Source organism: Borreliella bavariensis PBi (genome assembly GCF_000196215.1).
Lineage (GTDB): Bacteria > Spirochaetota > Spirochaetia > Borreliales > Borreliaceae > Borreliella > Borreliella garinii.
The window spans coordinates 460,455-484,883 of record NC_006156.1 but is presented as its reverse complement, the minus strand read 5'-3'; the positions used below and the strand labels follow the sequence as shown (position 1 = coordinate 484,883).

The following is a 24,429-nucleotide window of genomic DNA, read 5'->3' as shown; positions in this document are numbered from 1 at the left end:
ATCTCAGAACTATTATTTTAAAAGATTTACCAAAGGATTTGATAAAGAATAAAAAATATCTAACAAAGAAAAGGTCCTTAAGAAAGGATAGCAGAGTTAAAAGCTTCAAAAAGATAAATTTATATCTTAACATAAAACGAAACATTACATTTTGACTTAAAATTCAACCTAAGACTTGCGTACTCACCAAAAAAATCGCTTACCGCTGCTACCTTCCAGTCCTGACGGGGTTTAGCAACACTTGATAGTACGGGTCCTAGGAATCGGAGAGAATGGGATTCGAACCCATGATACATTTTACCGTATACACGCTTTCCAAGCGTGCGCCTTAAGCCACTCGGCCATCTCTCCAAACTAACAAATTTTTCGTGTCCAAGAGGACTTGAACCTCCGACCTTAAGAATCGCAATCTAACGCTCTATCCAACTGAGCTATGGACACAAACAATTAATTTTTATTGTAATAAAAATTACTATTTATTACAATAAAAACATTCAATAGAAAATGGAGAAGTTGTGAAAACTAAAATAATCATTTTTCTTTTAATGTCATCTATTTCATCATGCTCTAAATCAGTTTCGAATGAAATTAATTCTGAATTCATAATTAAAACTAAAAATATCAAAGAAAAAATACTAAAAAACAATAATATTCTCCACATAGATGCAAAAATTCCTTTTATGGAAAATACAAACTTTGAATTTGAAAATTTTATAAAAAAATGGAAAAAAGAAATCGAAAATAAAATATCAAAAACCGAAAGTTCAGAAAATGAATATTTTTATTTTTCAAGCTTTACAATATTTCAAAATGAAAATATTGGCATTACATCTATTTTATATAAAGAATCTTTAAAAGAAAAAGAATCAAGCACCCTCTTAAGATATTACCCTTTAAACTTAAAAGGAAACAAAAAAATAGAAATTTCAGAAATAATATCAAAAGATCAGCTAGACTCTCTAATAAACGTATTAAAAGAACAGGTAAGAAGTAAGATTAAAGATTTTAACGTCAAAGACAAACATACCCCAAACGAATTGGAAAAAAAATTCACAACAATTTTTCCAAGATATAAATATTACTTCAAAAAGAACCAAATTGTAATTTTTTATAATCCATTCTTAATTGATTATAAAAAATTCGATAAAATTGAGTTTCAATTCCCTATACACGAAAATACAGAAAATGAATATCAGTCCAATAAAAAACTGCGCCCTTAATCTTAATACTTTAAATATAATAATTACGGAGAGGGTGAGATTCGAACTCACGGTAGGCTTACACCTACAACGGTTTTCAAGACCGTAGCATTAAACCACTCTGCCACCTCTCCAGAGCTAAAAAAAATTTTAATAAATAAAGCATCCACTGTCAAGATTTAAATAATTACGGAGAGAATGGGATTCGAACCCATGGTCCCCTTTCAAAAGGACAACTTCTTAGCAGGAAGCCCCATTCGGCCACTCTGGCATCTCTCCTACAGCATTAATAAATATTATATTAGAGATATTATTATTGTCAACTAAATAAATTACAAATAATAGTAATTTATTCTAAACTCTTTATAAGCTTCTATTAACTTTTGGAAATCCCCAATAGAAATGTCAATTTTGGGACAAACACATTCTGAATGTAATATCTCTTGCACCATTTTTTCCTCATTATTGCTAAATTTTAATTCAATAAACTCATCTTTAATTCTCCAAATATATGTATTTATCCTTATATTGTGATCAAAAATAAAAATAGGATCTCCCAAATTTAAAGAATTGTCAATAAAAAATAAATACTCTAAATGCCAATTTGCTCTTAAAGATACTGCAAATTCTTCAAGCAGATTTTCAATTAACATATCCTCGCTAGACTCAAGTAATTTTAAAAATTTTGAATAAGGCTCTGGATTAAGCTCGCAAAGTTTTTTCATGTAAAAATAGGCATCTTCAAGATCGCGATTTCTCAGAAAAAATAAAGTTGCATACAAATATATCAAGTCTAAGTTGGAATAATCGTCAATCATTCTCTCAATAGACTTTTTAGGAGAAAATTTTAAAAGCTCAATTGTTGCAATATGCATATTATAAATTGTATAAATATTTGGAAAATTCAAAATGGCTTTAACATAAGATGTAGTAGCTTGAGTCATATTGCCTATTTTATGAAAAATAGTTCCCCTATTGTGCCAAATATACTTAGAATAATGAGAATCTGTTAAAAATTTTTCAGAAAGTCTGATTGCCCTGCTTATTTCTCCAATAAAATAGAAATAATACATCAAATAATTAACAACAAGAGCAAGATTGACATCAGAAAAAATTTTGTCTACTTCTAAAAAGCTTCCTGCTTTAAGAGATTCTCTATTTTTTAAAATCCAAATATTAAGCCTAACAAGAGAATTATTTTGATCTAAATCTCTAGCCTTAAAAAATAATTTTAAAGCCTCGTCCTTGTTGCCCAACATTTCAAATAAGACAGCACTATTGTTTAACGCTTGTATAAAGTCAGATTTTTGCTCTTTGGCTTTTAAAAAACAACTTAAAGCAAGTTTATATTCTTTTAAATTGAAATAAAAAACACCCAAATTATAACTCTCAAAAGGCCCTAAATCTTCTTTATTTTTTTCAATTTTACCATAATCTATAAGCTTAACTAAAAAATTGTATTCACTCAAAACAGCAGGATAAGTATTCAAGACATATAAAAGAGCCTTATAATCCTTTTTCTTAAAATAAATAAGAGCTTTAAGTGCAAGAGAATCTAAATTTTCATCAAAAACATCTAAATTGTCAAGAGAGCTTTTAAGATCACCATTTTTATAAAAATTTAAAGCTTTCTCAAAATTAAAGTTATTCATATTTTTTTAAAATCTCCATAGGCCTTACAGAAATTTCCTTAGAAAAGGAAGTCTTATTAACACTTTTATCCAAATTATAAGCAGCAATACTAATATAATAAAGCCTTCCATCTTCAAGTCCTGTAATCTTAAAAGAAGTTGGATTTCCAACATCAATAGGAGAAGTTAAAACACCACTAGTTTTTCCATGATAATTGCCAGAGGTAACACCAATATAAATATAATATCCTTCAACACTGCTATTAACAACAGGAATCCACTCTAGAAAAACTTCTCTGGAACCCGGAATAACCCTTGTTATTACAGGAGGGAATGGAGCTGCTTCAGGAACATAAGTGATCGACATACTATAAAGAGAAGGACTACTTACAGAATCTCCACTAGGATAAAATTCAACTTTTATTTGAATATATTTTGATATCTTTGAATCTGGAAAGTCTTTTTTAGGATCAAAATGAATCCACGCCCCGGTTAAATTTTTCTTAATATTCCCATAGCTATCAGTATCATAAAATACCTTATTGTCTAATCTATAATAATAAACAATCTCTGTATCCTTAGGAACATTAGAATCAACATCAAATGACAATACTTGAGAATAATATTTAGAAAGCTTGATAGGCTCTGTAATAATGTATCCCATATTCTTTGAAAAAAAAGCATTACTAACCTCTTCAAAGCTTTTATGTATTTCTAAATTTTCAACAGCACCAGTAAAATAAGTTCCTAAGGTAAAATCAATAAAATTGCCAATGCTTAATAAATATCCCGATCCTTCTTTCTTATTATCTGTTATATATTCTATTGCCTGAGGTTTAGAATCTATCAAATATTCAAGTATGCCATCCCTTTGCCTATATCTTAAAGTATGCAAATGCCATTTCTTTGGAATAAAATCATCATTACTTTTCATTCTAATTTTGAGAGGCTTTTTATTATCTTTTAAAAATACATTGTTTAAAACCCAAACAAAATTTCCCTCATCACTTTCTAATCTAATGGACTGATCTACCCATAAATTATTAATATTTTTATAACCATCCCAACTAAAAATAATTTCTCCTGTAACAGAGGTTGTTCGATATACCCAAAACTTAATAGTAAAATCAGAGACAGTATTACCTGAGGAAAAGAAAGCTTTCTTTGTTAATGGCTTAAACTTAACAGGATTTTGATTTGAATAAAAAATTAAAGAGCCATTAGAAACATTTCGAAATTCATTTGAAACTCTCAAGCTGTTTGCACTAACTAAATAGTTTGAAGATGTGTCTTTTAATTTATTATCCCTTCCTATTTCTAAGCGTAAATCAATATTATTTAAATCTAAAACAGCTTTATATCTGTCCAAATAAATGCCAAGCACACCCCTCATATCCCTTTCAAAAGTAATATTGCTAGAATCTTGAACAAATTTAAAATTTTTTTTCGAATCAAGTATTAACTTCAATTCTTGAGATAAAAGAATAGAAAAGCACAAAAAAAATAGCAAGAGCATTAAAATTAATCTCATTTTTGACCTTTTATTTGTTATTATTAATATTTTTAAATATCTCAGATCATAAAACAAACTGTCTTATGATACAATATTATATCATAAGATGATTTCTAAAATCTAAAAACTATCTGACATTATGAAAGAGGCCCTAACAAGTTTATTCGAAAAAGTAACCAAATTGCCAACTACAAGCGGTTGCTATAAAATGCTAAATGAAAATAAAAAAATACTCTATATTGGAAAAGCAAAAAATCTAAGATCAAGGATAAAAAGTTATTTTTTAGAAAAAAAAAGTCACAAAATCAAAATATTAATGAAAAATGTAAAATCAATAGAAGTTATTACAACAAACAGCGAATACGAAGCATTACTACTAGAATGCAATCTAATCAAAACTCACAAGCCTGATTATAATGTAAAATTAAAAGACGGAAAAGGCTATCCTATGATAAGGATAACTCATGAAAAATATCCAAGAATTTTAAAAACTAGAAAAATAATTAATGACCAAAGCGAATATTTTGGACCATTCACCAATGTAAAAAAATTAGACCAAGTATTAGATTTTATTAACAAAACATTTAAGATTAGAAAGTGTAAAAAAAAATCCAATGCTCCTTGTCTATATTATCATATGGGACAGTGCCTTGGAGTATGCTACAAGGAAAACCTTGAAAAAGAATATCAAATAGAAGTAAATAAGGCAAAATCCATACTAAACGGGAATATATCAGAAATATTAAGCCAAATTGACATTAAATTAAAACTTGCTGTACAAAAAGAAGATTTTGAAACTGCCATTAAATTAAAAGAAATGAAAAGTTCTTTAATAGAAATTAATCAAATCCAAATCGTTACAAAAGCCAATAATTTAAACATAGACTATGTATATGTTCACCCGGGAGAAAATGTAAATACAATAATAGTGTTAAAATATAGAGATGGAAAATTAGTTGAAAGAGATGCAAACTTTGATGAGAGCATATGTAAAAAAGATGAGTTGGTTTTACAATTTTTGATTCAATATTACACATCTATTAATATGATAGTGCCCGACAAAATTCATATTTTTCTCAAAGATGTCGATACTAAAAATGTTGAAAAACTAATAAATGAAATTAAAAATACAAAAACAGAAATTATTTACAAAGAAACAAAAGAAATTTTAAAAATAATGGAAATGGCCATATCTAACGCAAAATTATCTTTAAGAGAATACGAAAATAAAAGCAACAAAGCACTTGAGAGTTTAAAAATTTTTCTAGAAATGGATAAACTTCCCAAAATAATTGAAGGATTTGATATTGCTCATCTTAAAGGTCAAGAAACAGTGGCTTCTATGGTTACTTTTAAAATGGGAATACCCTTTAAAGAAAACTACAAGCTTTACAAGCTAAACTCACTGTTAAAAGGAGAAATTGACGACTTTAGGGCAATAAAAGAAGCAATTTTAAGAAGATATTCAGAAATAATCAATAAAAAATTAGAGCTACCAAATTTAATTTTAATTGACGGGGGAAAAGGACAATTAAGTGCTGCTTTTTCTATCTTAAAAAGCTTAAAAATAGAAGACAAAGTTAAAGTCTGTTCGTTGGCAAAAAAACACGAAACAATATTCTTAATCACCAATAAAAAAGGAATAAATCTCCCCCAAGGACATCCTGCTCTTAGGATACTGCAAAATGTAAGAGATGAAGCACACAGAAAAGCTAATGGATTTAACAAAAAAAGACGGGAAAAAATAACCCTATTGTATAAAAAAATAGATGGGGTTGGAGAAAAAACAGCCCAAAAAATATTAAAATTAATTGGAACCTATAAGGATATATTACCTTTAAGTGAAAATGAAATTTCAGAAAAAATAAAAGTAAATATTAAACTTGCAAAAAGAATAAAAGAATTTGCAATAAAAGAAAACTCAATAAAAAATATTGATAACGATAAATAAATTTTAAATTCAATTAAAATTTTATGTACTTCCTCAAGTAACGATAAAATTACAAAATTTAAACTAGATTATTATTTATTAATATTTTTTAAAATTAAAACACTATTGGAAATTCCAGGCGATAAAACTAAAAAAAGTTCATTAATAAGCTTGTTTCTAACTTGTATATTTAAAACATCTCCCAAAAGCTCTATTTTATAGTCTCCGGAAGAACTCTTGACTACTCTAAAAAAATGAACAATCTCAGTGTAATCAAAATTATCTAACTCTCCAACAACTTCATTTATTAAATTGTCAAATATTTTTTTACGCTCTTTTTCCCCTAAGTTTTTAATCTTTGAAGATCCTACTTCAATTTTATTTAATTTGACCAAAAATTTTTCTATCCCGTTTTTGAAGTTAATATTTTTAATAATAACTTCAAATTCAAAGCCCTTAGAAATATTTTTTTTACCTATTATTTCATATCTTAGATTATTAAAAAACAAAGGATAAAAAATAAAATCATCCTTTGCCTGAGATTTTAATCCAAAAATTTTTGCCCTCAGATCATCATCACTTGGAATATTTAAATAGTTAAAAAATATTTCAGGACTGCTTTGCAAATTTTTAATAGAATCAAAAAACTCTATTAAAACAATTTCCGCCAACCTAAATTCATATCTACAAGATAAAAAACAAAACAATAAAATCCAAATTAATTTTTGCTTCATAGATTAAAAATTAAATTTTGATTCTTTGGAACAATCTATTAAAAAGTTATTATTAAAATTTAAGATTGAAAATATTAAAAAATATGACAAATTTTGATGAATATTTTTAGAATAAATCCTCAAATATAAATCAAACTTATATAAAATTTTCAAAACAATTTTTATTTCCTCAATTGAATAATTTTTAACCCCTACTCTATAAATTTTATTTAATGAAAAAAAAATTTTATTTTTATTCAATGCACTCTGTAAGCTTCCACATGTATTGTAATCTATTTGCACCTTTAACAATCTTTTAAATTGCCAAATAAGACTCATCAAAACATTAAGAAAATCTTCTCCCTGATCCAAAATAGACTTAATCTTTATCAAAGAATGCTCCATATGTTTTTTTAAAATTGAATTAAATAAAGAAAAAGTGTTTTCAAAACGAACAAAGCTAATCCAAGAAGTTATATCTTCCTCATCAATGGTGTTGTTCTTGGCAAAAAGCGCAAAAGAATCTATATAAAATTTTAAAATTTTAGTATCTGAATTTAACATTAAAAGCATTAAATTTATTGCAGAATCTGTAATTTTAATATTAAGATTAAAAAAATTTCTTTTTACAAATGTAAATTTGTCATCATCAGGAATTTCATAAAAAACTTTTTTTATAAACTTAAGCTTACCCTTAAAATCAATGTTACATGTATTGCTATTAGAAACAAAAATAATAGTTTTATTGCTAGACTTTAAAATTGCATTACATACTAGTTCTAAATCTTTATCTGCTTTTAAAAGTTCAGACTCATAAACAATAAAAATTTCTTTTTCTGAAAAAAAAGAATTGGAAAATAGCTTCTCAACAAATTCCACAACTGAGAGTTCTGACAAAAAAATTTTAGTAACTAAAACTTTCGATTTAAAAGCATCCATCTTGACTAGCAACTCTTTTAAATAAGCTTCTTTTAAGCCTTGCTCACTACCCAATAATAAATAAACCACTTGCATCAAAGTAAATTATAATCCAAGTATTAAATATATTATACTTAAGCTAGGAGGAGAATATGAAAGTTGCAATATTTACAGATACTTATATTCCAGAAAAAAATGGGGTGGCAACGTCAATAAAGCAAATTAAAGAAGGATTTGAAAAAAATGGCTATGAGGTTTACATATTTTGTCCAAAATCCAAAACATCTTTAAACGAAAAAAACGTTTACAGATGTTCATCTATTCAAATAAATAAAAAACTTGATGCTGTAATAGCTTTTCCCAATAAAAGAAAAATATCTAAAATAATAAAAAGTTATAAACCAGACATTATTCATACTCACTCCGAGTTTTCTATGGGTAAAATTGGAAAACAAATTGCATTAAAGCAAAACATACCAATAGTTCACACAAGTCATACAATGTGGGATTATTATTTACATTACCTAGGAATTTTTAAATATTTTATTAAACCCGACAAAATGATGCAAAAACATTATAATAAAATAAAACATTTTATTTACCCGTCAAGCAAAGCAAAAGAAAGGTATTTTCGACTTTCAAATAATTCTAATTATAGAATTATTCCAAATGGCGTTGATAGAAAGCTTTTCATAAAAACTTTAAGCAAAGAAAAAAAAGATGAAATTTTTAAAAAACACAATATAAAACAAACAGACAAAATAATAATATTTGTTGGAAGAATCAATAAAGAAAAAAACATAAATTCATTAGTAATGAATTTAAAAGACCTTTTAATACAAAACAAAAATTATAAGCTTATCATTATTGGTAAAGGAAGTGAAGAAAAGGAAATAAAAAATTTTAGCATCAAACATCGGCTTGAAAAACAAATATTGCTAATAGGAACAATTCCATGGGAAGAAATATGCTTTTACTACAAAATTTCTGATATCTTTGCTAGTCTATCAAGAAGCGAGGTGTATCCAATGACAGTAATAGAAGCATTAACTGCTGGAATACCTGCTATTTTAATAAATGATTATATATATAAAGACGTAATAAAAGAAGGAATAAACGGATTCTTAATAAAAAAGTATGAAAACTTATCTTATTACATAGAAAAAGTAATAAAAGATGATAAAACACTAAAAACATTTAAACAAAATGCTAAAAAACACTCTATTAAATTTTCAAGCCATTTTTTTACAAAAAAAATTGAAAATTATTACTCAGAAATTATTGCAAGAAAAAATCATTAATATAGCTTATCAAAAGGTATAAAACAAATTGGAAACTTAATTTTCATATCCAATAAAACATTTTTAATAGACTCACCAATAAAATATTGAAAAGTCCAAAAAGCATCTGTATTAATAAAAAATCGAACCTGCACGACTATGTAACAGGGAGTATATTTTTTGACAATAAGAGTAGGAGAACAAATCTCAACATTAAATTTCTTATTATTAAAAATTATTAAATCCTCTATTTTATCTTTCAATAAATCAATATTCGTATCATGGGGAACTTGAAAAGAAAATACAACTCTTCTTCTAGGATTTGCTGAAAAATTAACAACAAAATTAGATGTAAGCTTACTGTTTGGAATTTTAATAATTTCTTCGTCGAATGTTTTAAGTGTAGTAAAAAAAATTTGGACATTTTCAACCAAACCTTCAACATCGCCACATTTAATATGATCTCCACACTTAAAAAACTTAGAATTCAAAACAATAATTCCGCTAACAAAATTAGATAAAATACCCTGAGCAGCAAGCCCAATAGCAAGCCCTAATGATCCAAATACAGCAATAATAGATGTTGTAGGCACCCCAAGATATGGCAATATTATTAAAACAATAAGAAAATCTGTTAAGATTTTGAAAAAAGATTTTAAAAAGTTAAAAACCGTAGCCTCTAACTTCTCCTCTAATTTAGACTTTTCCAAAGTCTTAAATAAAATTTTACCTATTTTCTTAACTATTAACTTTAAAAAATACCATAGCGCTATAGCAATCGAAACCTTTAAACCATAACCTACCACACTCTCAAGAATATAATTAAAATAATCTTGAAATATAAAAAACTCCTTAAACAAACTAAACTTTCCTTCTAATATTCACATAAATTAATTGAATTATATCACAAAAACAAACAAACCTTTTCAATAGAAAAAATCTAGTAAAAACAACAAGTAAATATTTTAAATATAATAAAGTATGTTTTAATTGCCGATACTCAACAAAAAAATGCACATTACAATAATATTTGTGGTAGAATTAGTGCCAAAGGTTTTTACTAAATTTGAAGAAACAAATGAAGAAAAAAAAACAAAAAAAACTATATGAAATTCTGAACTTATTTTTACTTGTCTTCAAAACAACAACGCTTACAATTGGTGGGGGATTAATAATCATATCTGAACTTAAGAAAATACTTGTTAAAAAAAGAAAAATAATATCTGAGGACGATTTTAACAAAATACTAGCAACATCAAATGTTATTCCTGGAGTTACAGCAATTAATTTTGTGTTCCTAGTAGGAAGAAGATTTGGGGGGTTCCCATGCGCACTTTTACTCGTTGTTGCCGGAATTTTACCTTCCATTATTGTAATAATAATGGTTTTTTTTTACCTAAAATTAGTACCAAATAGCATACATGTTGAGAAATTTCTCGAAGGTGCAAAAATCTCTTCAATTATTATAATGTTAACAGTTGTTTTAAAGTTTTCAAAAAAAATGTTGAATAATTCTATAATAAAATGGACAATATGTTTTCTTGTAATTTTTGCAATTTTTAAATTAAAAATAAGAATATCATATGTGCTGCTAATTTTCTTTTTAATATACACATTAAAATATATAACAATAAAAAAAATATTAACCAAAGAGAAAAAGGATATCGATTGATTTTAATAAATTTATTCATTACATTTCTAAAAATCGGATTATTAAATTTCGGAGGTGGCAATGGAATTGCAGCGACAATAAACAATGAAATAATTAATAATAAACAGTGGATAACAAAAGAAGAATTTGTCAATATGATTACAATATCAAGAATAACTCCTGGGCCTATTGCCACAAACATAGCAACATACGTTGGAATGAAAACTGCAGGAATTGCAGGAGCAATAATTGCTACAGGAGCATTAATAACCGCCCCAATAATAATAATGGTTATAATCATCCTAATGCTACACAAAACAAGCTTTTTAACTTATTGTTTAGAAAATCTAAAGCCTATTATTGTTGCACTGTGGATAATTACAATAATCATTCTACTCGAAAACACATATTTAAAGATAGAAAACGACAAAACAGAGTTTTTAAGAACCTTGGCTATTGTGGGAATTAATTTTTTTATTTTATTTTTTTATAATAAAATAAGCCCAGCATTAGTAATTATACTTAGCGGATTTTTTTATACATTAATATAAATATGATTAAACAAAAATTAAAGTTATCCCAAAATTTAAACTCAATTCAATTGCAAACAATAAAAATATTAAGTCTTAATAAAAAAGAATTAACACAGCTTATAGTGGAAGAAAGTGAAAATAACGAATGCCTAGAAATAGACTCAAACAAAATATTTTTTGAAACATTAAAAACATATAGGTTTAAAAAAGTTTTTTATAAAGAAGATAATATGATAAAAAATCAACACGACATAGCTCTTGAAAAAACACAAACAAATACTTCTTTAAAAGAACACCTTTTACTACAACTAAGAATTCAGAGAATAAATGAAGATGAACTTAAAATAGGTGAAATATTAATAAACAATCTAAACAACAAAGGGTTTCATATAATAAACCCTTACGACCTTTTTAAAAAGGAAGAAAAAGAAAAAGTAAAAAAAATAATTGAACTTATTCAAAAATTTGATCCAATTGGAATTTGCGTTCCCAATATAATAGAATCGTTAATTTTACAAGCAAAGCATCATAAATTAGAAACCAATATTATTAAAATTCTTGAAAAGGCAGAACTTCTTGAAAAAACTCAAGAAAAGTTAAAAGAAGAACTTAAAATAAGAAGTAAAGAATTTAACAAAGCTTTAGAAATTATAAGACAAAAACTCAATCCCAACCCAACACTCGAATTTAAAGACCCAGAAGATACTAATTTCTATGTTGATCCAGATATATTAATAATAAACCACAATAACAAATTTGAAATTAAAATCAAAGAAGTTAACATCTTTAAAAAAGAACTTAAAAAGACAGCTATAAATCCTCAAAAACAAAAAAAAGCAAAATGGTTAATAGAATCATTAAGATATAGAGACGAAATACTTGCAAAAATAGGAATAGCTATATATACATTGCAAAAAGAATTTCTAAGAAGAGGTTTTAAAAGCTTAAGACCAATGAACTTGAGCATTTTGTCAGAAAAAATAAGTGTATCAAAATCAACAATATCAAGAGCAATAAAAAATAAATATTTAAAATGTGAATGGGGTACTATATTAATCAAAGAGCTCTTTAGCTCTGTTGGTGGAGCAAAAACAAATGAATTTTCAAAATTAAGCATTAAAATAACAGTAAAAAAGTTACTAGAAGTAAATAAAAAGATGTCAGATAAAGCGATTTCTGCTATACTGAAATCCAAAGGGATCTCTATTTCTAGAAGAACAGTAAACAAGTATAGAAATGAATTGAAATCTGAGAAAGGAAAAATATATTATGGAACCTAAAATTCAGACAGTTAATTATAACTTAAATGAGAGTGAAAAAAATTTTATTCTCAAAAAACTAGAAAAATTTGATACTCATATCAAAAAACATGTAGAAAATTTAAAAATTACAATCAAAAAAGAACATGAGCTTTTTGAATTCGACGCACACGTTCACTTTAATTGGGGGAAAATAATACATATAAGAGAAGATGATAAAGTATTTCTCAACCTTATTGATAGAGCAATAGAAAAACTTTACAAAACAGCAACTAAAGAAAAAGAGAAAAAAAATAATAAATAAGATAAGTAAAAAATGCAAGAAGTAAAAATTGAGATAATAAATAAGGATGAAATACATTCAAGGTCAGCAAACATCATTGCTGAATTTATAAATAAACACTCTTTATGCTATATCAAGATAACAAAAAAGAATAGTAGAAAAGCTGATGCAAAATCTGCAATTGAAATTATTATATTAGGAACAATATACAAAGAAAAAACAAAAATAATAATCATCGAGAAAAAAGAAAAACTGGTAATTAAAAATTTGCTAAACTTGCTAAAATGCAATTTTTAAAAAGAGCTTAAAAAATGAATAAAAAAATTTTTTATACAACAATATTACTGCACTTACCTAATCTTTTATTTTCATACTCAACAAAATATGACATTGAAGCAAAAATGTCATATTTTGTCATGAGTCTGGCGATCATTGTAATCTCATCTATTTCACTGGGTAATCTAGTAACTAAAATAGGGATTCCAAAAGTAATAGGGCAAATAACAGCAGGAATAATTCTAAGTCCGAATGCCTTTGGGAAAATTAAAATACCTTTATTATTCCCATTAGGGATAACTCAAATTGGAGAAAATTATTTAATAGATGAAAAAATATTTGCAATATCTACCATAGCTTCAATAATATTGCTTTTCACAGCAGGACTTGAAACTGACTTAAAATTGTTTATCAAATTTTTGCCACGCGGAGGAATTATTGGAATAACAGAAGTTATTGGCACCTTCACAAGTTTTGTACTAATGGCCAGCATAATTTTCAACGTCCCTCTAATAAGCCCAACCTCGCTTTTTATTGGAATAATTGGAACTCCAACATCAGCAGGAATCGCAGCAAGTATACTCTCTGCAAAGAAAAAAATGAGCACTTCAGAAGGAGTGACAATAATCTCAACTTCAATTATTGACGATGTGCTTTCAATGCTTATGCTTACAAGCGTAATAACTATATCAAGATCTATATCAGATCTTGATATAGCAAGCTCTATTAAAACCATAATTCAAAGCATAGTAATTTGGCTATGTTTAACTTTCTCTTTAATATATGTATCAGAAACACTCTCAAAACTGTTGAAAAAATTAAATAGTGTTACCTTAGCAACCGTAATAACACTCTCTCTAGCCCTTACTATTGCAAGTATTTTTCAAAATCTAGGAATGTCTTTTGTTGTCGGAGCTTATGTATTTGGACTTGCCATGTCAAAAACAGACATTGTATATGTAATTCAAGACAAACTAACAATCTTTGAAAGATTTTTTATCCCAATCTTTTTTACATCAATTGGACTTATGTCAGATATTAATGAAATACTCTCAAAAGAAGTTCTTATTTTAGGATTAGCAATTAGCGCAATAGCAATAATTACTAAAAGTATATTTTGCTTTATTCCAGCACTCTTTTTAGGATTCAATAAACTTGGAGCCTTAAAAATTGCAACCGGAATGGTTCCTAGAGGAGAAGTTTCACTTATTATGGCAAATGTAGCATTATCTTCGGGATTTATTAGCCAAAAAATATTTGGAATAATAATAATAATGGTATTTTTGCCAACAATCATTGTAACACCCATAATAAACTTTTTATTCAAAATAAATAAAAGCGGACTTAAAAAAGAACTCCCAATAGATCAAAATACACACATATGTGTGTATTTTGAATATGATAATTTAGCCAAAATTCTTATATGGGACTTGAAAAATGAGTTAAGAAAAGAAGGATTCTTCACACAACAAATTAAAAATGACTCTTCACAATATATTAATGCAAGAAAAAATAATATATCCTTCTCAATAAAGCGAGAAGGCAGTCAAATCACATTCGAATGCCCAAACAATCACTTAATTATAATACAAGATCTTTTTAGAGAAACAATTTTAAACTTAGAAAAAATAACCGAAGAAGTTAAAACGGTCTCTTTAAGAGCAAAAAAACTAGATTATTCAATAAATTATGATAAAATTCTTAGTAAGATCAACCTAAATAAAAGAATAAAAAAGGAAAACATTATTCTAGAATTAAAAGCAAGCAATAAGGCTGATGTAATAAGAGAACTTCTAAGCGTAATAAACATTGAAATTGATAAAAAAAGAATATTTCAAGATTTAATGGAAAGAGAAAAATTAATTACTCCTGCACTAAAAGAAGGTTTTGCTATTCCTCATTTAAAAACAAATTTAATTTCAAAAATACATATTGCAATAGGAATAAGCCATGAAGGGATTGACTTTAATGCTCTTGACAAAAATTTAAGCCATGTTTTTATATTAATATTATGCCCAGCAAAAGATTATGTTAGCTACCCCAGAATCTTAGCATCTGTTGTAGGCAAAGTTGATCTATACAAAAAAGAAATTTTAAATGCGAAAACAGACAAAGAAATTTATAATATAATAGTAGGCTAAGTTATGTTTAAAGTTATCAAATGTAATGAATTGAATGAAAAATTGATAAACAAAAAAGTTGAAATAAATGCTTGGGTGAAAAAAATCAGACACCACGGAAAATTTATCTTTCTAAATATAAGAGATAGATATGAAAAAGCTCAAGTTCTGATAACCGAAGAACACCTTTTAAAGATAGCAGAAAAAATAAAACTTGAATATTGCATTAAAATTCAAGGATTATTAAGTAAAAGGCCTCCCAACATGATAAACGAAAATATGAAAACAGGATCTTTTGAAATATTGGCAAAAAACATTGAAATTATCTCAAAGTGTAATGAATTGCCATTTATGATAGAAGATGACAATAATGCAAGTGAAAACTCAAAGCTTAAATATAGATACTTAGATTTAAGAAGAGATTCATTAAAAAATAAAATCATTTTAAGATGTCAGGCTACTCATCTTATTAGAAATTTTTTAGTAAAAAAAAAATTTCTAGAACTAGAAACCCCAACTTTTGTCAAATCAACACCAGAAGGCGCAAGAGACTTTGTAATCCCATCAAGGATTCATAAAGGATCTTTTTATGCTTTGCCTCAATCTCCACAACTTTACAAACAGCTTATAATGATAGCAGGATTTGATAAATACTTTCAAATCGCCCGTTGCTATAGAGACGAAGATTCAAGAGGAGATAGGCAACCAGAGTTCACTCAGCTCGATCTTGAAATGAGCTTTGTCAAAAAAGAAAACATTTTCAAATTAATAGAAAATATGCTTTTTTTAATATTTAAAAATTGCCTTAATATTAAATTACCTAAAAAATTCAAAAAAATAACATACAAAACGGCAATGAATAAATATGGGAGCGATAAACCAGACACTAGATTTGAACTTACATTGCAAGATATAAGTCGCAATCTAAAAAATTCAGAATTCAATGTATTCAAAGAGACTCTAAAAAACAAAGGTTCAATTAAAATTTTAATAGTAAAAGATGAAGCTGATAAGTTTTCAAGAGCAAAAATAAATAATTTAGAAGAAATTGCAAAGCTTTACAAAACACAAGGGCTTTATTTTGCAAAAATTGAAAACAACAAATTTTCTGGAGGAATTGCAAAATTTTTAAAAACAGAAGAACAGCAATTAATAAAAACCTATTCTCTAGAAAATAATGATATAATTTTCTTTACAGCTAATAAAAAATGGGAAACTGCTTGCAAAGCAATGGGCCAAATTAGAATAAAAATTGCAAACGATCTTGGACTAATAGATGAAAATAAATTTGAATTTCTATGGGTCTACGACTTTCCACTATTTGAATATGATGAAAATACAAAAACTTATACGCCAGCTCACCACATGTTCTCGCTTCCTAAAAAGAGATATATTGCCAGTTTAGAAAAAATCCCAAATAAAACCATAGGTGAAATTTATGATCTTGTTTTAAATGGTGTAGAGCTTGGTTCAGGTTCAATTAGAATACACAACAAAGAACTTCAACAAAGAATTTTCAACATAATAGGATTTCAAAAAGAAAAATCAGAAGATAGATTTGGATTTTTTCTAAAAGCATTAGAATATGGCGCCCCTAATCATGGTGGCATTGCAATTGGTATTGATAGACTAATAATGCTAATGACAAAATCAACTTCAATAAAAGATGTAATATTATTTCCCAAGAATTCTTTTGCGACAAGTCCTCTTGATGACTCCCCCTCTAAAATTTCCAATGAACAACTAAAAGAACTCGGAATAAATATTGTTACTGATGATGCTTAAATTCATAATATAGATTGTACTATATGCTTTTAAAAAGTATAAAAATCAGTTAAACCGTATTCCTTGGGATTTTACAATAATCTACTATTCTTTCAAGAAATTAAATCTCAAAGCTCAAGTTTAATTTTTCACAAACAATAAACAATTTAAAAAAACATGAAGTCAATCCAGAGCAAAATGCTTTTTTAGAAATTTAGAAACAATCTTGATTGCCTCCTTATTTAATCATAAAAGGCTCATAAACATAACATTTAACAATCATTTAAATAAATTAACATTTTATTTAAGTTCTGAAAAAAAATAAGCAAAAATAATCAAAAAAGATGGCTAAATAAACAATAGGAAAATACATCGAATCATCAATCATTTTATAATTCAATATCTAAAGCATAATAGAATAATAAAAAAGCCGCTTAAAAAGCAGCTTACAAATAAAAATTAGTGAATTTTTATTTAATTCCTATTAATATTATTAAGATTTTTGCATGCAATCTTTACACGCTCTTTTATGGAAACTTCAGCTTCTCTTAACCAAACTCTTGGATCATAAAATTTCTTATTAGGAATATCAATGTCCTTACCATCTCCTAATTGACCTTGTAAACGACTTTCATTTTTTTTATAATAATTTAAAACACCCTCCCAGGCAGCCCACTGTGTATCTGTGTCAATATTCATCTTTACAACCCCATAAGAAAGTGCCTCATTAATCTCATCAATTGTAGATCCAGACCCCCCATGAAAAACATAAGAAACTGGCTTGGTAACATTTACTCCTGTTTTTGATATGACATAATCTTGACCATCTTTTAACACTTTTGGAGTAAGCTTAACATTTCCCGGTTTATATACTCCATGAACATTTCCAAAAGCTGCTGCAATCTGAAAATTTGGACTAATCTTTAAAAGCTCTGAATATCCATAGTAAATATCTTCGGGAGTTGAAAATAGTTCATGCAAAGCTCTATCAGAATTATCAACTCCATCCTCTTCTCCACCCGTAATTCCAAGCTCTATTTCTAAAAACATTTCAATTTTTGCCATTCTTTCTAAAAATTTTTTAGAAATTTCAATATTTTCTTTAATAGGTTCTTCCGACAAATCTAACATATGTGAAGAAAATAATGGCCTTTTGTGCTGACTATAGTATTTCTCACCATACTCTAAAAGTCCCTCAACCCAAGGAAGCAAATTCTTAGCACAATGATCAGTATGAAGAACAACAGGAACTCCATAATGCTCTGCCATCAAATGAACATGCATAGCACCAGAAATGGCTCCAACTATTGAAACTCCTTGCAGTTTTTCCATCTTCAATCCTTTCCCACAAATAAAAGCAGAACCACTATTGGAGAATTGTATCATAATAGGAGAATTAATTTCTTTTGCTGCTTCTAAAACCGCATTAATAGAATTTGTTCCTATACAATTAATAGAAGGAATAGCAAATCCTTCCTTTTTACATATTTCATATAAAGAATGTAATTCTTTCCCATAAACTACACCGGGTTTAATCTTATCTAAAACACCCACTTATATCACTCCTTTCTATTTTATTTTACTTTATTTTTTCTTTTATCAAATGCCTATAATAAATTATACACCTAAGAAATAGAATTGAATTTAAATAAATAATTAATTATTAAACTAAAAATAAACATAAAATTTATTATGCTGTATCAAAAAGCTTAAAATTAAACCTTCTCAGTAGACTCTAACATTTTATACCACTGTGAAAATTCTTTTATTCCTTCTTTAATAGAAATTTTAGCCTCATATCCCACATCATTTTTAAGCTTTACAATATCACAACAGCTTTCCACAACATCTGCTTTTTGCATGGGCATATAATTTTTTAAGGCCTTTTTATCAAAATTAGCCTCAAGCTCTCTAATAAAATCTAACAATTTAGTTGCATGTCCAGTCCCTATATTATATATTCTGTAAGGAAAAGAAGATGTTGACGAATTTGGATTTTTAACGTCAAAATTACAATCACTCTTAGCTGGATTTTTCAACACTTTGTAAACGCCGTTTGCAATATCACTTACATATGTAAAATCTCTAGCCATATTCCCATTGTTAAAAATATTAATAGGCTCACAATTTTTAATTCCATCTGAAAATAAATATAAAGCCATGTCAGGTCTTCCATATGTTCCATAAACTGTAAAAAATCTAAGCCCTGTTGTAGGAATATTAAAAGATGCACTATAAGCATGAGCTATCATCTCATTAGATTTTTTACTAGCTGCATATAAATTTAAAGGATGATCCGTAATAGAATCCTCACTAGATGGAATATTCTCATTTATACCATAAACTGATGACGTTGAAGCATAAACAAAATGTTTGATGTTTTCTTTATAAACCCTACATACATCTAAAACATTAAAAAATCCAACAATATTTATTGAAACATAGCTATCAGGATTTTCAAGACTATCTCTAATGCCCGCTTGAGCAGCCAAATGACAAACATGTGTAAACTTATACTCTTTAAAAAGTTTCAGTAGTTTGTCCTTATTTAGTATATCAAGGTAGGCAAAGGATAAATTATTATATTTTTTACTCTTAATAATCTTATGAGTTTTGACATCCTTGGGACAAAAACCTAAAGCCTCTAATCTTTCATTTTTAAATTTAAGTTCATAATAATCATTTAATATGTCTACACCTAAAACTTCATGTCCTTCTTCTACAAGCTTTTTAGCTACATGAAATCCAATAAACCCTGCAATTCCGGTTAAAAAAATTTTCATATTATCATTCCCCTTTAAAATTCAATACAAACTAACGCCATCAATTTATTTTTTAAAACCAAGATCTTTTTTTTGATAACTGCGAGAATTATTGTTACTAAACCTATTATTTCTGACATAAGAAACTCTTATTCTTTTTATATTTCCATCACCCTCGCTTTCAGTTTTTATATCACTATAACGATTTAAAGTTGTATGAATAATTCTTCTTTCAAAAGGATTCATTGAAGGTAATAAAATAGAGCGTCTGGTTCTTTTGACTTTATGAAAAGAATTTATTGCTAAATTAATAAACCTAGATTTAAATCGTTCTCTATAGTCTCCAATATCCAATACAACCCTATTAAAGGAACCATTTTCACCAATAAGCTTAGAAGTATAAACATTTGTCAAAAGCTGTAAAGAATCTAAATTTTTACCCTCTCGTCCAATTAAAATATTTGGACTATCTGTCTCAATAGAAATCTTAATATGCCCTCCTTCTTTAGGCTCTATTATCAAGTTTACAGAATATCCCATTTTAATTAGCATTTCTTTTAGAAATTCTAAAATTTTATCACAAATTTCATCCCCAATTTTAATTTCAAAACCACCTTTTTTAACTTCCTTTACATGAGGAGAAACCCTTATTTTAATCATTTCTTTCTTAAATAAAAATCCAACCCTTTCTTTATCTAAAATTTCTACATCAAACTCACCTTCTTTTAATTCAAGGTCTCTCATTGCTTTCTTTATTGCTTCTTGTTCGGTTTTTCCGTAAAATTCATAGCTCATATTATTCCCCCTTTAAGACAAATGCATCTTTATATAGTATTGCTGCAAAATAGTAAAAATATTTGTTGTAATCCAATATATCAAAAGCCCTGACGGCATATTGTAAAGTATGAAAAAAAACATAATAGGCATTCCAAAATATAAAAACTTCTGTTGTGCTCCAAGATTTTTTAAATCAAGATTAGAACTAACAATTGTAGATCCCAATTGAGTAAACATCATAATAAAAGGTAAAATTCTAATATCAGTCCAAGAAACAAAATAAAGCCTATATCCAAAATTATATACACTGTCACCAATAGACAGATCGTCAATCCATCCTGGAATAAAACTAGCTCCTCTTAATAAAAATAAATTATTTACAAGTGAATAAAGAGCAAAAAATATAGGAAGCTGCAAAATTACAGGAAAACACCCCCCAAGAGGATTAACCCCTTCTTCTTTATAAAGTCTTCCCATCTCTTCATTCAACTTCTTGGGATCATGCTTAAACTTTACTTGAAGTTCTTTCATTTTAGGTTGAAGTTTGGAAAGCTCAGCAGTAGCTCTAAATCCCTTAAATGTCAAAGGAAAGATAAGTATTCTAACAACAATTGTCAAAAAAATAATTGAAAGCCCCCAATTAGGTATAACGTCATAAAAAACTTGCATTACCATTTGCATAGGAACTTGAATTAAATACCACAAACTCTTTTCTACTGACATTCCAAAAGCAATATCAGATAAACCGAAGGTATTGTCACCACTCTTGTCAAAAATGTCTAGATATCTATTGTCCTTAGGTCCAGCATAAATAAAAAACTCATCACTAATATTTTTTTTATTTCCAACATTATTGACAATAAATGATTTAAGAACTCCTCTTTCCTTCTTAAACTCAACCTCCATATTTTCTCTAGAAATCAACACCTCAAAATACTTAGTACTAGAACCAATCCATCTGGGATTGTTAATACTTAGACCATCCTTACCATATTTAAGCTTATTGTCATAATAAATTATTTGAGATAAATAATTATTATATTGTAGCTTAGCTTTATCGCTCAATCTCTCAATCTCAGAACTAAAAACAATTTTATAAGAATCAATATCAAATAAGTCATAATCGTTAAGACTATTTACAATAACTGTAAATTTCATTAAGTATTCATTTTTTTCCGAAAATGTATACTTCTTTACATACTCATAAATTTTGCCATGATTTTTAAAATAAGCTTTGAATTCGTGATTTAAATTATCTATTTTTTTATACAAAAATAAATCCTCTACTAAATAGTCTAAACTAACATCGAAAAAAGTTTCATTTTTATAATCAACATTAATCAAATCTGTAGGATCTTTTTCCAAATTTAAATGATTTTTAAGCTTTAATGAAACCAAATTTCCTCTAAATGTCGAAAAAGTAGCAAAATATATTTCTGTTTCTACAACAATATTTTGAGACTTATTAATCAAATCAAAGCCATTGCTTTTACTTAAAAATATTTCATTATCATCAAAACTTTTATTTAAATCAAACTGCACTTCCTTGTCAGAAGACTTAAAGCTTAACATGATTGAAGAAAAAATATCATTAATAAGCATAAAAAGACCTATTAAAAATAAAGACAAATAAACCGTTCTTAGAATTTTTTTACTTTGATTCACTCATGCCCCTTCACACCATTAAAACTAAATTTTTTATAAGAGATTCAATCCTAAAATACGTCAAATTCAACCTGTTATAAGAAACTACAAAAATAATATCTACAGCTCTACCTTCTAATAATTCTAATCTTTTCCTAAAAGCTTCTTTAAAAAGTCTTCTAACACGATTCCTTTTAACAGACCCCCTAAAACCTTTAGAAAAGGTAACAAGAAGTCTAGAATAAATCAAATTATTTGATTTAAAGAACATTTTAAGATTAAGATTACTAAACCTAATCAGATTGCCTTCTTTAAAAATTTTTTGAATTTCTATTTTTGATTTTAGACTAATATTTCTTTTTTTCATCAGAAACGGTTAATTTCATTCTTCCTTTTGCCCTTCGTCTTGCAAGAATAAGTCTTCCACCTTTAGTCTTCATTCTAGCTCTAAACCCAAATTTTCTATTTCTTTTAACACGACTAGGCTGATAAGTCCTTTTCAAAACGCTCCTCCATTAAAAACAATTTCCCGCTACTAAGCTGCAAATTGAACACTACAATGGTATAGTATATAAATGCGATTGTCAATAATGATCACTTTACTAAAACTTTTATATCTATTATTGCAATCCTCGTTAATTCTTTTATTTCCCTTATTATCTTTGACTTATTAATTGATATGCTATACAAAATACTTGAATTGCTTACCTCAAGGAAAAGAACCTGCTCATTTTTCAAATCTAAAAATTTTACATCATCTGATAAAGTCTTAAAGATCTGATTCCATTTGTCAGCAATCAATAATTTTGAACTTATTTTTTTATTAACAAGCAAATTAGATTCTAAATAATCTTTAAGCACATTACCTATTTTTTTAAAAGCAGAATCATTCATAACAATTTTTTTATACCGCAATGCAAAAAACAATATAAAATAAGCTTTATAAAAGCTCGTTTTAATATTTAAAATTACATTAATAATTCACTTTAACCTAAAGACATCGGCATTATCAAGTGTGTAAAATTAAAGTTTTCAGGTTCACTTAATTTCAATACATTCCCTGAATTAAATTGTATTTCTATCTTCGAAGTTTCAAAAACACTAATAGCTTCAATAAAATATGAAATATTAATCGCCACAACTTCATCTGATCCGTCATACAGATAGTTCGGGTTTTTAATAAAAAATTCACCTTTTCTTCCAGTAATTAAATCTTCTCCAAGAAGTTTAAATTGAAGCTCAGAAAAAGTTAAAATCAACTTTTTTGACTTATCAACATATAAATTAACTCTTGCGAGTCTATCTTTTAAAATGCTTAGCGAAACCAAAGATTTATTTTCTTGTTCTTTAGGTATAATGCTCTCGTAATCAGGATAATTACCACTAATCAAACTGCAGGCTATTTTATAATTATCAAATTCAACATAAAATTTTTTATCCGAAGACTTTATTTTAACCATACCTTCTCCTGACATAAGGTGTTTTAAAAAATTAAATATTTTTACAGGAACTATAAAATTAACATCTTCTTCAACTATGACTTCTGTTTTGCAAATAGACATTCTGTGGCCATTAGTAGAAACAAGCAATAACTTAGAATCTTCACCTTTTGTAAAATATATACCATTTAATACATTTTTGGATTCATCAAGATGTGCTGAAAAAGCTATTCTATTTATTATTTTTTTAAAAGATTTTTGTTTTAATTCAATTTCAAAAGTGTAATCTTCATTAACCATATCATAATTGTAATTTTCTATTTCTTCGTATGAAAAGGTAGGTTCCTTTAAATGATCTTCACATTTTTCTTCTTTTTCATCTTTTGCTTCTCCCATAATTTCCAATTTACTGTTATTCTCATTAAAAACTATTTTAATTTTCTTGTAAAAACTGAATGCTTTTACTGCGTCATAAAAATTTGAGGCGTTAATTAATACCTTAAAATCTGTTTCTGAAATAATTGATATTGTGCTTTCAAAAAATATGTTCCTGTCTGTTGATTTAATTATGAGATTAGACCTTTTTACTTCAATTAACAATGCGCTCCAAATGTCATTCATATTTCTGTTTAATATTATTCCTTTTGCTTTTTCTATTTCACTTGTAATTTGATTTGTTTCGCAAATAAAAAATGTGTTATTTAGCATGATGCCTCCTCATATATTTTATTACATTT

23 protein-coding genes, 4 tRNA genes and 1 other RNA gene are annotated in these 24,429 nt (G+C 27.0%); 10 read left to right on the top strand and 18 right to left on the bottom strand.

Annotated elements, in window-relative coordinates; all coding sequences use genetic code 11:
• Positions 1-164: 164 nt before the first annotated feature.
• The 3 genes from ffs to BG_RS02295 all read right to left on the bottom strand — a co-directional run bounded on the left by ffs (position 165) and on the right by BG_RS02295 (position 441).
• Positions 165-261, bottom strand: an RNA gene (ffs, locus tag BG_RS04730) — signal recognition particle sRNA small type.
• A gap of 3 nt (positions 262-264) precedes the next feature.
• Positions 265-351: transfer RNA gene (locus tag BG_RS02300), tRNA-Ser, on the bottom strand.
• Positions 352-367: 16 nt separating this feature from the next.
• Positions 368-441 (bottom strand) — tRNA-Arg (locus BG_RS02295).
• A gap of 74 nt (positions 442-515) precedes the next feature.
• On the opposite strand from BG_RS02295, the gene BG_RS02290 reads away from it, so the two are divergent.
• Positions 516-1,220 (top strand): hypothetical protein, encoded by a 705-nt coding sequence (locus tag BG_RS02290; protein ID WP_011193782.1) that lies wholly within the window; start codon positions 516-518, stop codon positions 1,218-1,220.
• Between the two features lie 26 nt (positions 1,221-1,246).
• On the opposite strand, the gene BG_RS02285 is transcribed toward BG_RS02290, so the two are convergent.
• The 4 genes from BG_RS02285 to BG_RS02270 form a co-directional block, all read right to left on the bottom strand.
• A tRNA-Ser gene (locus tag BG_RS02285) sits at positions 1,247-1,333 on the bottom strand.
• A 56-nt stretch (positions 1,334-1,389) separates the two neighbouring features.
• Positions 1,390-1,478, bottom strand: a tRNA-Ser gene (locus BG_RS02280).
• Positions 1,479-1,531: 53 nt separating this feature from the next.
• Complete coding sequence (locus BG_RS02275) at positions 1,532-2,851, bottom strand: tetratricopeptide repeat protein (protein ID WP_011193781.1); 1,320 nt, start codon at positions 2,849-2,851, stop codon at positions 1,532-1,534.
• Positions 2,844-4,361: a fibronectin type III domain-containing protein gene (locus tag BG_RS02270; protein WP_011193780.1), complete on the bottom strand. Its 1,518-nt coding sequence runs from the start codon at positions 4,359-4,361 to the stop codon at positions 2,844-2,846. The genes BG_RS02275 and BG_RS02270 overlap by 8 nt, the downstream gene beginning before the upstream one ends.
• A gap of 121 nt (positions 4,362-4,482) precedes the next feature.
• Here BG_RS02270 and uvrC point away from each other — a divergent pair, with 121 nt between their 5' ends.
• Positions 4,483-6,294, top strand: a complete 1,812-nt coding sequence (gene uvrC / locus BG_RS02265; protein WP_044007889.1) for an excinuclease ABC subunit UvrC — start codon at positions 4,483-4,485, stop codon at positions 6,292-6,294.
• Between the two features lie 71 nt (positions 6,295-6,365).
• Here the strand turns inward: uvrC and BG_RS02260 are convergent, their stop codons facing one another.
• Positions 6,366-7,007 carry a hypothetical protein gene (locus BG_RS02260; protein WP_044007888.1) on the bottom strand — a complete coding sequence of 214 codons (642 nt, stop codon included), beginning with the start codon at positions 7,005-7,007 and terminating at the stop codon, positions 6,366-6,368.
• Between the two features lie 3 nt (positions 7,008-7,010).
• Entirely contained in the window at positions 7,011-8,000 is a 990-nt protein-coding gene (holA, locus tag BG_RS02255) for a DNA polymerase III subunit delta (protein ID WP_011193777.1), read from the bottom strand.
• Positions 8,001-8,056: 56 nt separating this feature from the next.
• Between holA and BG_RS02250 the strand changes: the two genes are divergently transcribed.
• Positions 8,057-9,205: a glycosyltransferase family 4 protein gene (locus BG_RS02250; protein ID WP_011193776.1), complete on the top strand. Its 1,149-nt coding sequence runs from the start codon at positions 8,057-8,059 to the stop codon at positions 9,203-9,205.
• On the opposite strand, the gene BG_RS02245 is transcribed toward BG_RS02250, so the two are convergent.
• Positions 9,202-10,044 (bottom strand): mechanosensitive ion channel family protein, encoded by an 843-nt coding sequence (locus tag BG_RS02245; RefSeq protein ID WP_011193775.1) that lies wholly within the window; start codon positions 10,042-10,044, stop codon positions 9,202-9,204. The two genes, BG_RS02250 and BG_RS02245, sit on opposite strands and share 4 nt — an antisense overlap.
• 206 nt (positions 10,045-10,250) lie before the next feature.
• Here BG_RS02245 and BG_RS02240 point away from each other — a divergent pair, with 206 nt between their 5' ends.
• Genes BG_RS02240 through aspS form a run of 7 tightly spaced genes read left to right on the top strand, consistent with a single transcriptional unit; the run spans position 10,251 to position 17,091 of the window.
• Entirely contained in the window at positions 10,251-10,856 is a 606-nt protein-coding gene (locus tag BG_RS02240) for a chromate transporter (RefSeq protein WP_044007887.1), read from the top strand.
• Positions 10,853-11,386 (top strand): chromate transporter, encoded by a 534-nt coding sequence (locus tag BG_RS02235; protein ID WP_011193772.1) that lies wholly within the window; start codon positions 10,853-10,855, stop codon positions 11,384-11,386. The genes BG_RS02240 and BG_RS02235 overlap by 4 nt, the downstream gene beginning before the upstream one ends.
• A gap of 2 nt (positions 11,387-11,388) precedes the next feature.
• Positions 11,389-12,648, top strand: coding sequence for an RNA polymerase factor sigma-54 (gene rpoN, locus BG_RS02230; RefSeq protein WP_044007886.1), 1,260 nt, complete (start codon positions 11,389-11,391; stop codon positions 12,646-12,648).
• Entirely contained in the window at positions 12,638-12,931 is a 294-nt protein-coding gene (locus BG_RS02225) for an HPF/RaiA family ribosome-associated protein (protein ID WP_011193770.1), read from the top strand. The genes rpoN and BG_RS02225 overlap by 11 nt, the downstream gene beginning before the upstream one ends.
• Positions 12,932-12,943: 12 nt before the next feature.
• Complete coding sequence (locus BG_RS02220; protein WP_011193769.1) at positions 12,944-13,207, top strand: HPr family phosphocarrier protein; 264 nt, start codon at positions 12,944-12,946, stop codon at positions 13,205-13,207.
• 14 nt (positions 13,208-13,221) lie between these two features.
• The gene (locus BG_RS02215) at positions 13,222-15,327 is read left to right on the top strand and encodes a cation:proton antiporter domain-containing protein (protein WP_011193768.1); all 2,106 of its coding nucleotides are present in this window, start codon (positions 13,222-13,224) and stop codon (positions 15,325-15,327) included.
• A gap of 3 nt (positions 15,328-15,330) precedes the next feature.
• Positions 15,331-17,091, top strand: coding sequence for an aspartate--tRNA ligase (gene aspS, locus BG_RS02210; RefSeq protein WP_011193767.1), 1,761 nt, complete (start codon positions 15,331-15,333; stop codon positions 17,089-17,091).
• A gap of 453 nt (positions 17,092-17,544) precedes the next feature.
• Here aspS and fbaA read toward each other — a convergent pair whose 3' ends face one another.
• The 8 genes from fbaA to dnaN all read right to left on the bottom strand — a co-directional run bounded on the left by fbaA (position 17,545) and on the right by dnaN (position 24,400).
• The gene (gene fbaA / locus BG_RS02205) at positions 17,545-18,624 is read right to left on the bottom strand and encodes a class II fructose-bisphosphate aldolase (RefSeq protein ID WP_011193766.1); all 1,080 of its coding nucleotides are present in this window, start codon (positions 18,622-18,624) and stop codon (positions 17,545-17,547) included.
• A 161-nt stretch (positions 18,625-18,785) separates the two neighbouring features.
• Positions 18,786-19,853, bottom strand: coding sequence for an NAD-dependent epimerase (locus BG_RS02200; protein WP_011193765.1), 1,068 nt, complete (start codon positions 19,851-19,853; stop codon positions 18,786-18,788).
• Between the two features lie 45 nt (positions 19,854-19,898).
• A complete protein-coding gene (jag, locus tag BG_RS02195; RefSeq protein WP_011193763.1) occupies positions 19,899-20,627 on the bottom strand; it encodes an RNA-binding cell elongation regulator Jag/EloR in 729 nt (242 codons plus the stop codon).
• A gap of 12 nt (positions 20,628-20,639) precedes the next feature.
• Positions 20,640-22,274 (bottom strand): membrane protein insertase YidC, encoded by a 1,635-nt coding sequence (yidC, locus tag BG_RS02190; RefSeq protein WP_011193762.1) that lies wholly within the window; start codon positions 22,272-22,274, stop codon positions 20,640-20,642.
• Between the two features lie 10 nt (positions 22,275-22,284).
• Positions 22,285-22,620, bottom strand: coding sequence for a ribonuclease P protein component (gene rnpA / locus BG_RS02185; RefSeq protein ID WP_011193761.1), 336 nt, complete (start codon positions 22,618-22,620; stop codon positions 22,285-22,287).
• Positions 22,601-22,756 carry a 50S ribosomal protein L34 gene (gene rpmH, locus BG_RS02180; protein WP_011193760.1) on the bottom strand — a complete coding sequence of 52 codons (156 nt, stop codon included), beginning with the start codon at positions 22,754-22,756 and terminating at the stop codon, positions 22,601-22,603. The genes rnpA and rpmH overlap by 20 nt, the downstream gene beginning before the upstream one ends.
• Before the next feature lie 91 nt (positions 22,757-22,847).
• Positions 22,848-23,147 (bottom strand): hypothetical protein, encoded by a 300-nt coding sequence (locus BG_RS02175; RefSeq protein ID WP_011193759.1) that lies wholly within the window; start codon positions 23,145-23,147, stop codon positions 22,848-22,850.
• Between the two features lie 92 nt (positions 23,148-23,239).
• A complete protein-coding gene (dnaN, locus tag BG_RS02170; RefSeq protein ID WP_011193758.1) occupies positions 23,240-24,400 on the bottom strand; it encodes a DNA polymerase III subunit beta in 1,161 nt (386 codons plus the stop codon).
• Positions 24,401-24,429 lie beyond the last annotated feature (29 nt).

Excerpts from the sequence above, each read along its gene's own strand:
- BG_RS02275 (WP_011193781.1), bottom strand. The coding sequence starts at position 2,851 with ATGAATAACTTTAATTTTGAGAAAGCTTTAAATTTTTATAAAAATGGT.
- BG_RS02270 (WP_011193780.1), bottom strand. The coding sequence starts at position 4,361 with ATGAGATTAATTTTAATGCTCTTGCTATTTTTTTTGTGCTTTTCTATT.
- uvrC (WP_044007889.1), top strand. The coding sequence starts at position 4,483 with ATGAAAGAGGCCCTAACAAGTTTATTCGAAAAAGTAACCAAATTGCCA.
- BG_RS02260 (WP_044007888.1), bottom strand. The coding sequence starts at position 7,007 with ATGAAGCAAAAATTAATTTGGATTTTATTGTTTTGTTTTTTATCTTGT.
- holA (WP_011193777.1), bottom strand. The coding sequence starts at position 8,000 with ATGCAAGTGGTTTATTTATTATTGGGTAGTGAGCAAGGCTTAAAAGAA.
- BG_RS02250 (WP_011193776.1), top strand. The coding sequence starts at position 8,057 with ATGAAAGTTGCAATATTTACAGATACTTATATTCCAGAAAAAAATGGG.
- rpoN (WP_044007886.1), top strand. The coding sequence starts at position 11,389 with ATGATTAAACAAAAATTAAAGTTATCCCAAAATTTAAACTCAATTCAA.
- BG_RS02225 (WP_011193770.1), top strand. The coding sequence starts at position 12,638 with ATGGAACCTAAAATTCAGACAGTTAATTATAACTTAAATGAGAGTGAA.
- BG_RS02220 (WP_011193769.1), top strand. The coding sequence starts at position 12,944 with ATGCAAGAAGTAAAAATTGAGATAATAAATAAGGATGAAATACATTCA.
- BG_RS02215 (WP_011193768.1), top strand. The coding sequence starts at position 13,222 with ATGAATAAAAAAATTTTTTATACAACAATATTACTGCACTTACCTAAT.
- aspS (WP_011193767.1), top strand. The coding sequence starts at position 15,331 with ATGTTTAAAGTTATCAAATGTAATGAATTGAATGAAAAATTGATAAAC.
- BG_RS02200 (WP_011193765.1), bottom strand. The coding sequence starts at position 19,853 with ATGAAAATTTTTTTAACCGGAATTGCAGGGTTTATTGGATTTCATGTA.
- jag (WP_011193763.1), bottom strand. The coding sequence starts at position 20,627 with ATGAGCTATGAATTTTACGGAAAAACCGAACAAGAAGCAATAAAGAAA.
- rnpA (WP_011193761.1), bottom strand. The coding sequence starts at position 22,620 with ATGAAAAAAAGAAATATTAGTCTAAAATCAAAAATAGAAATTCAAAAA.
- BG_RS02175 (WP_011193759.1), bottom strand. The coding sequence starts at position 23,147 with ATGAATGATTCTGCTTTTAAAAAAATAGGTAATGTGCTTAAAGATTAT.
- dnaN (WP_011193758.1), bottom strand. The coding sequence starts at position 24,400 with ATGCTAAATAACACATTTTTTATTTGCGAAACAAATCAAATTACAAGT.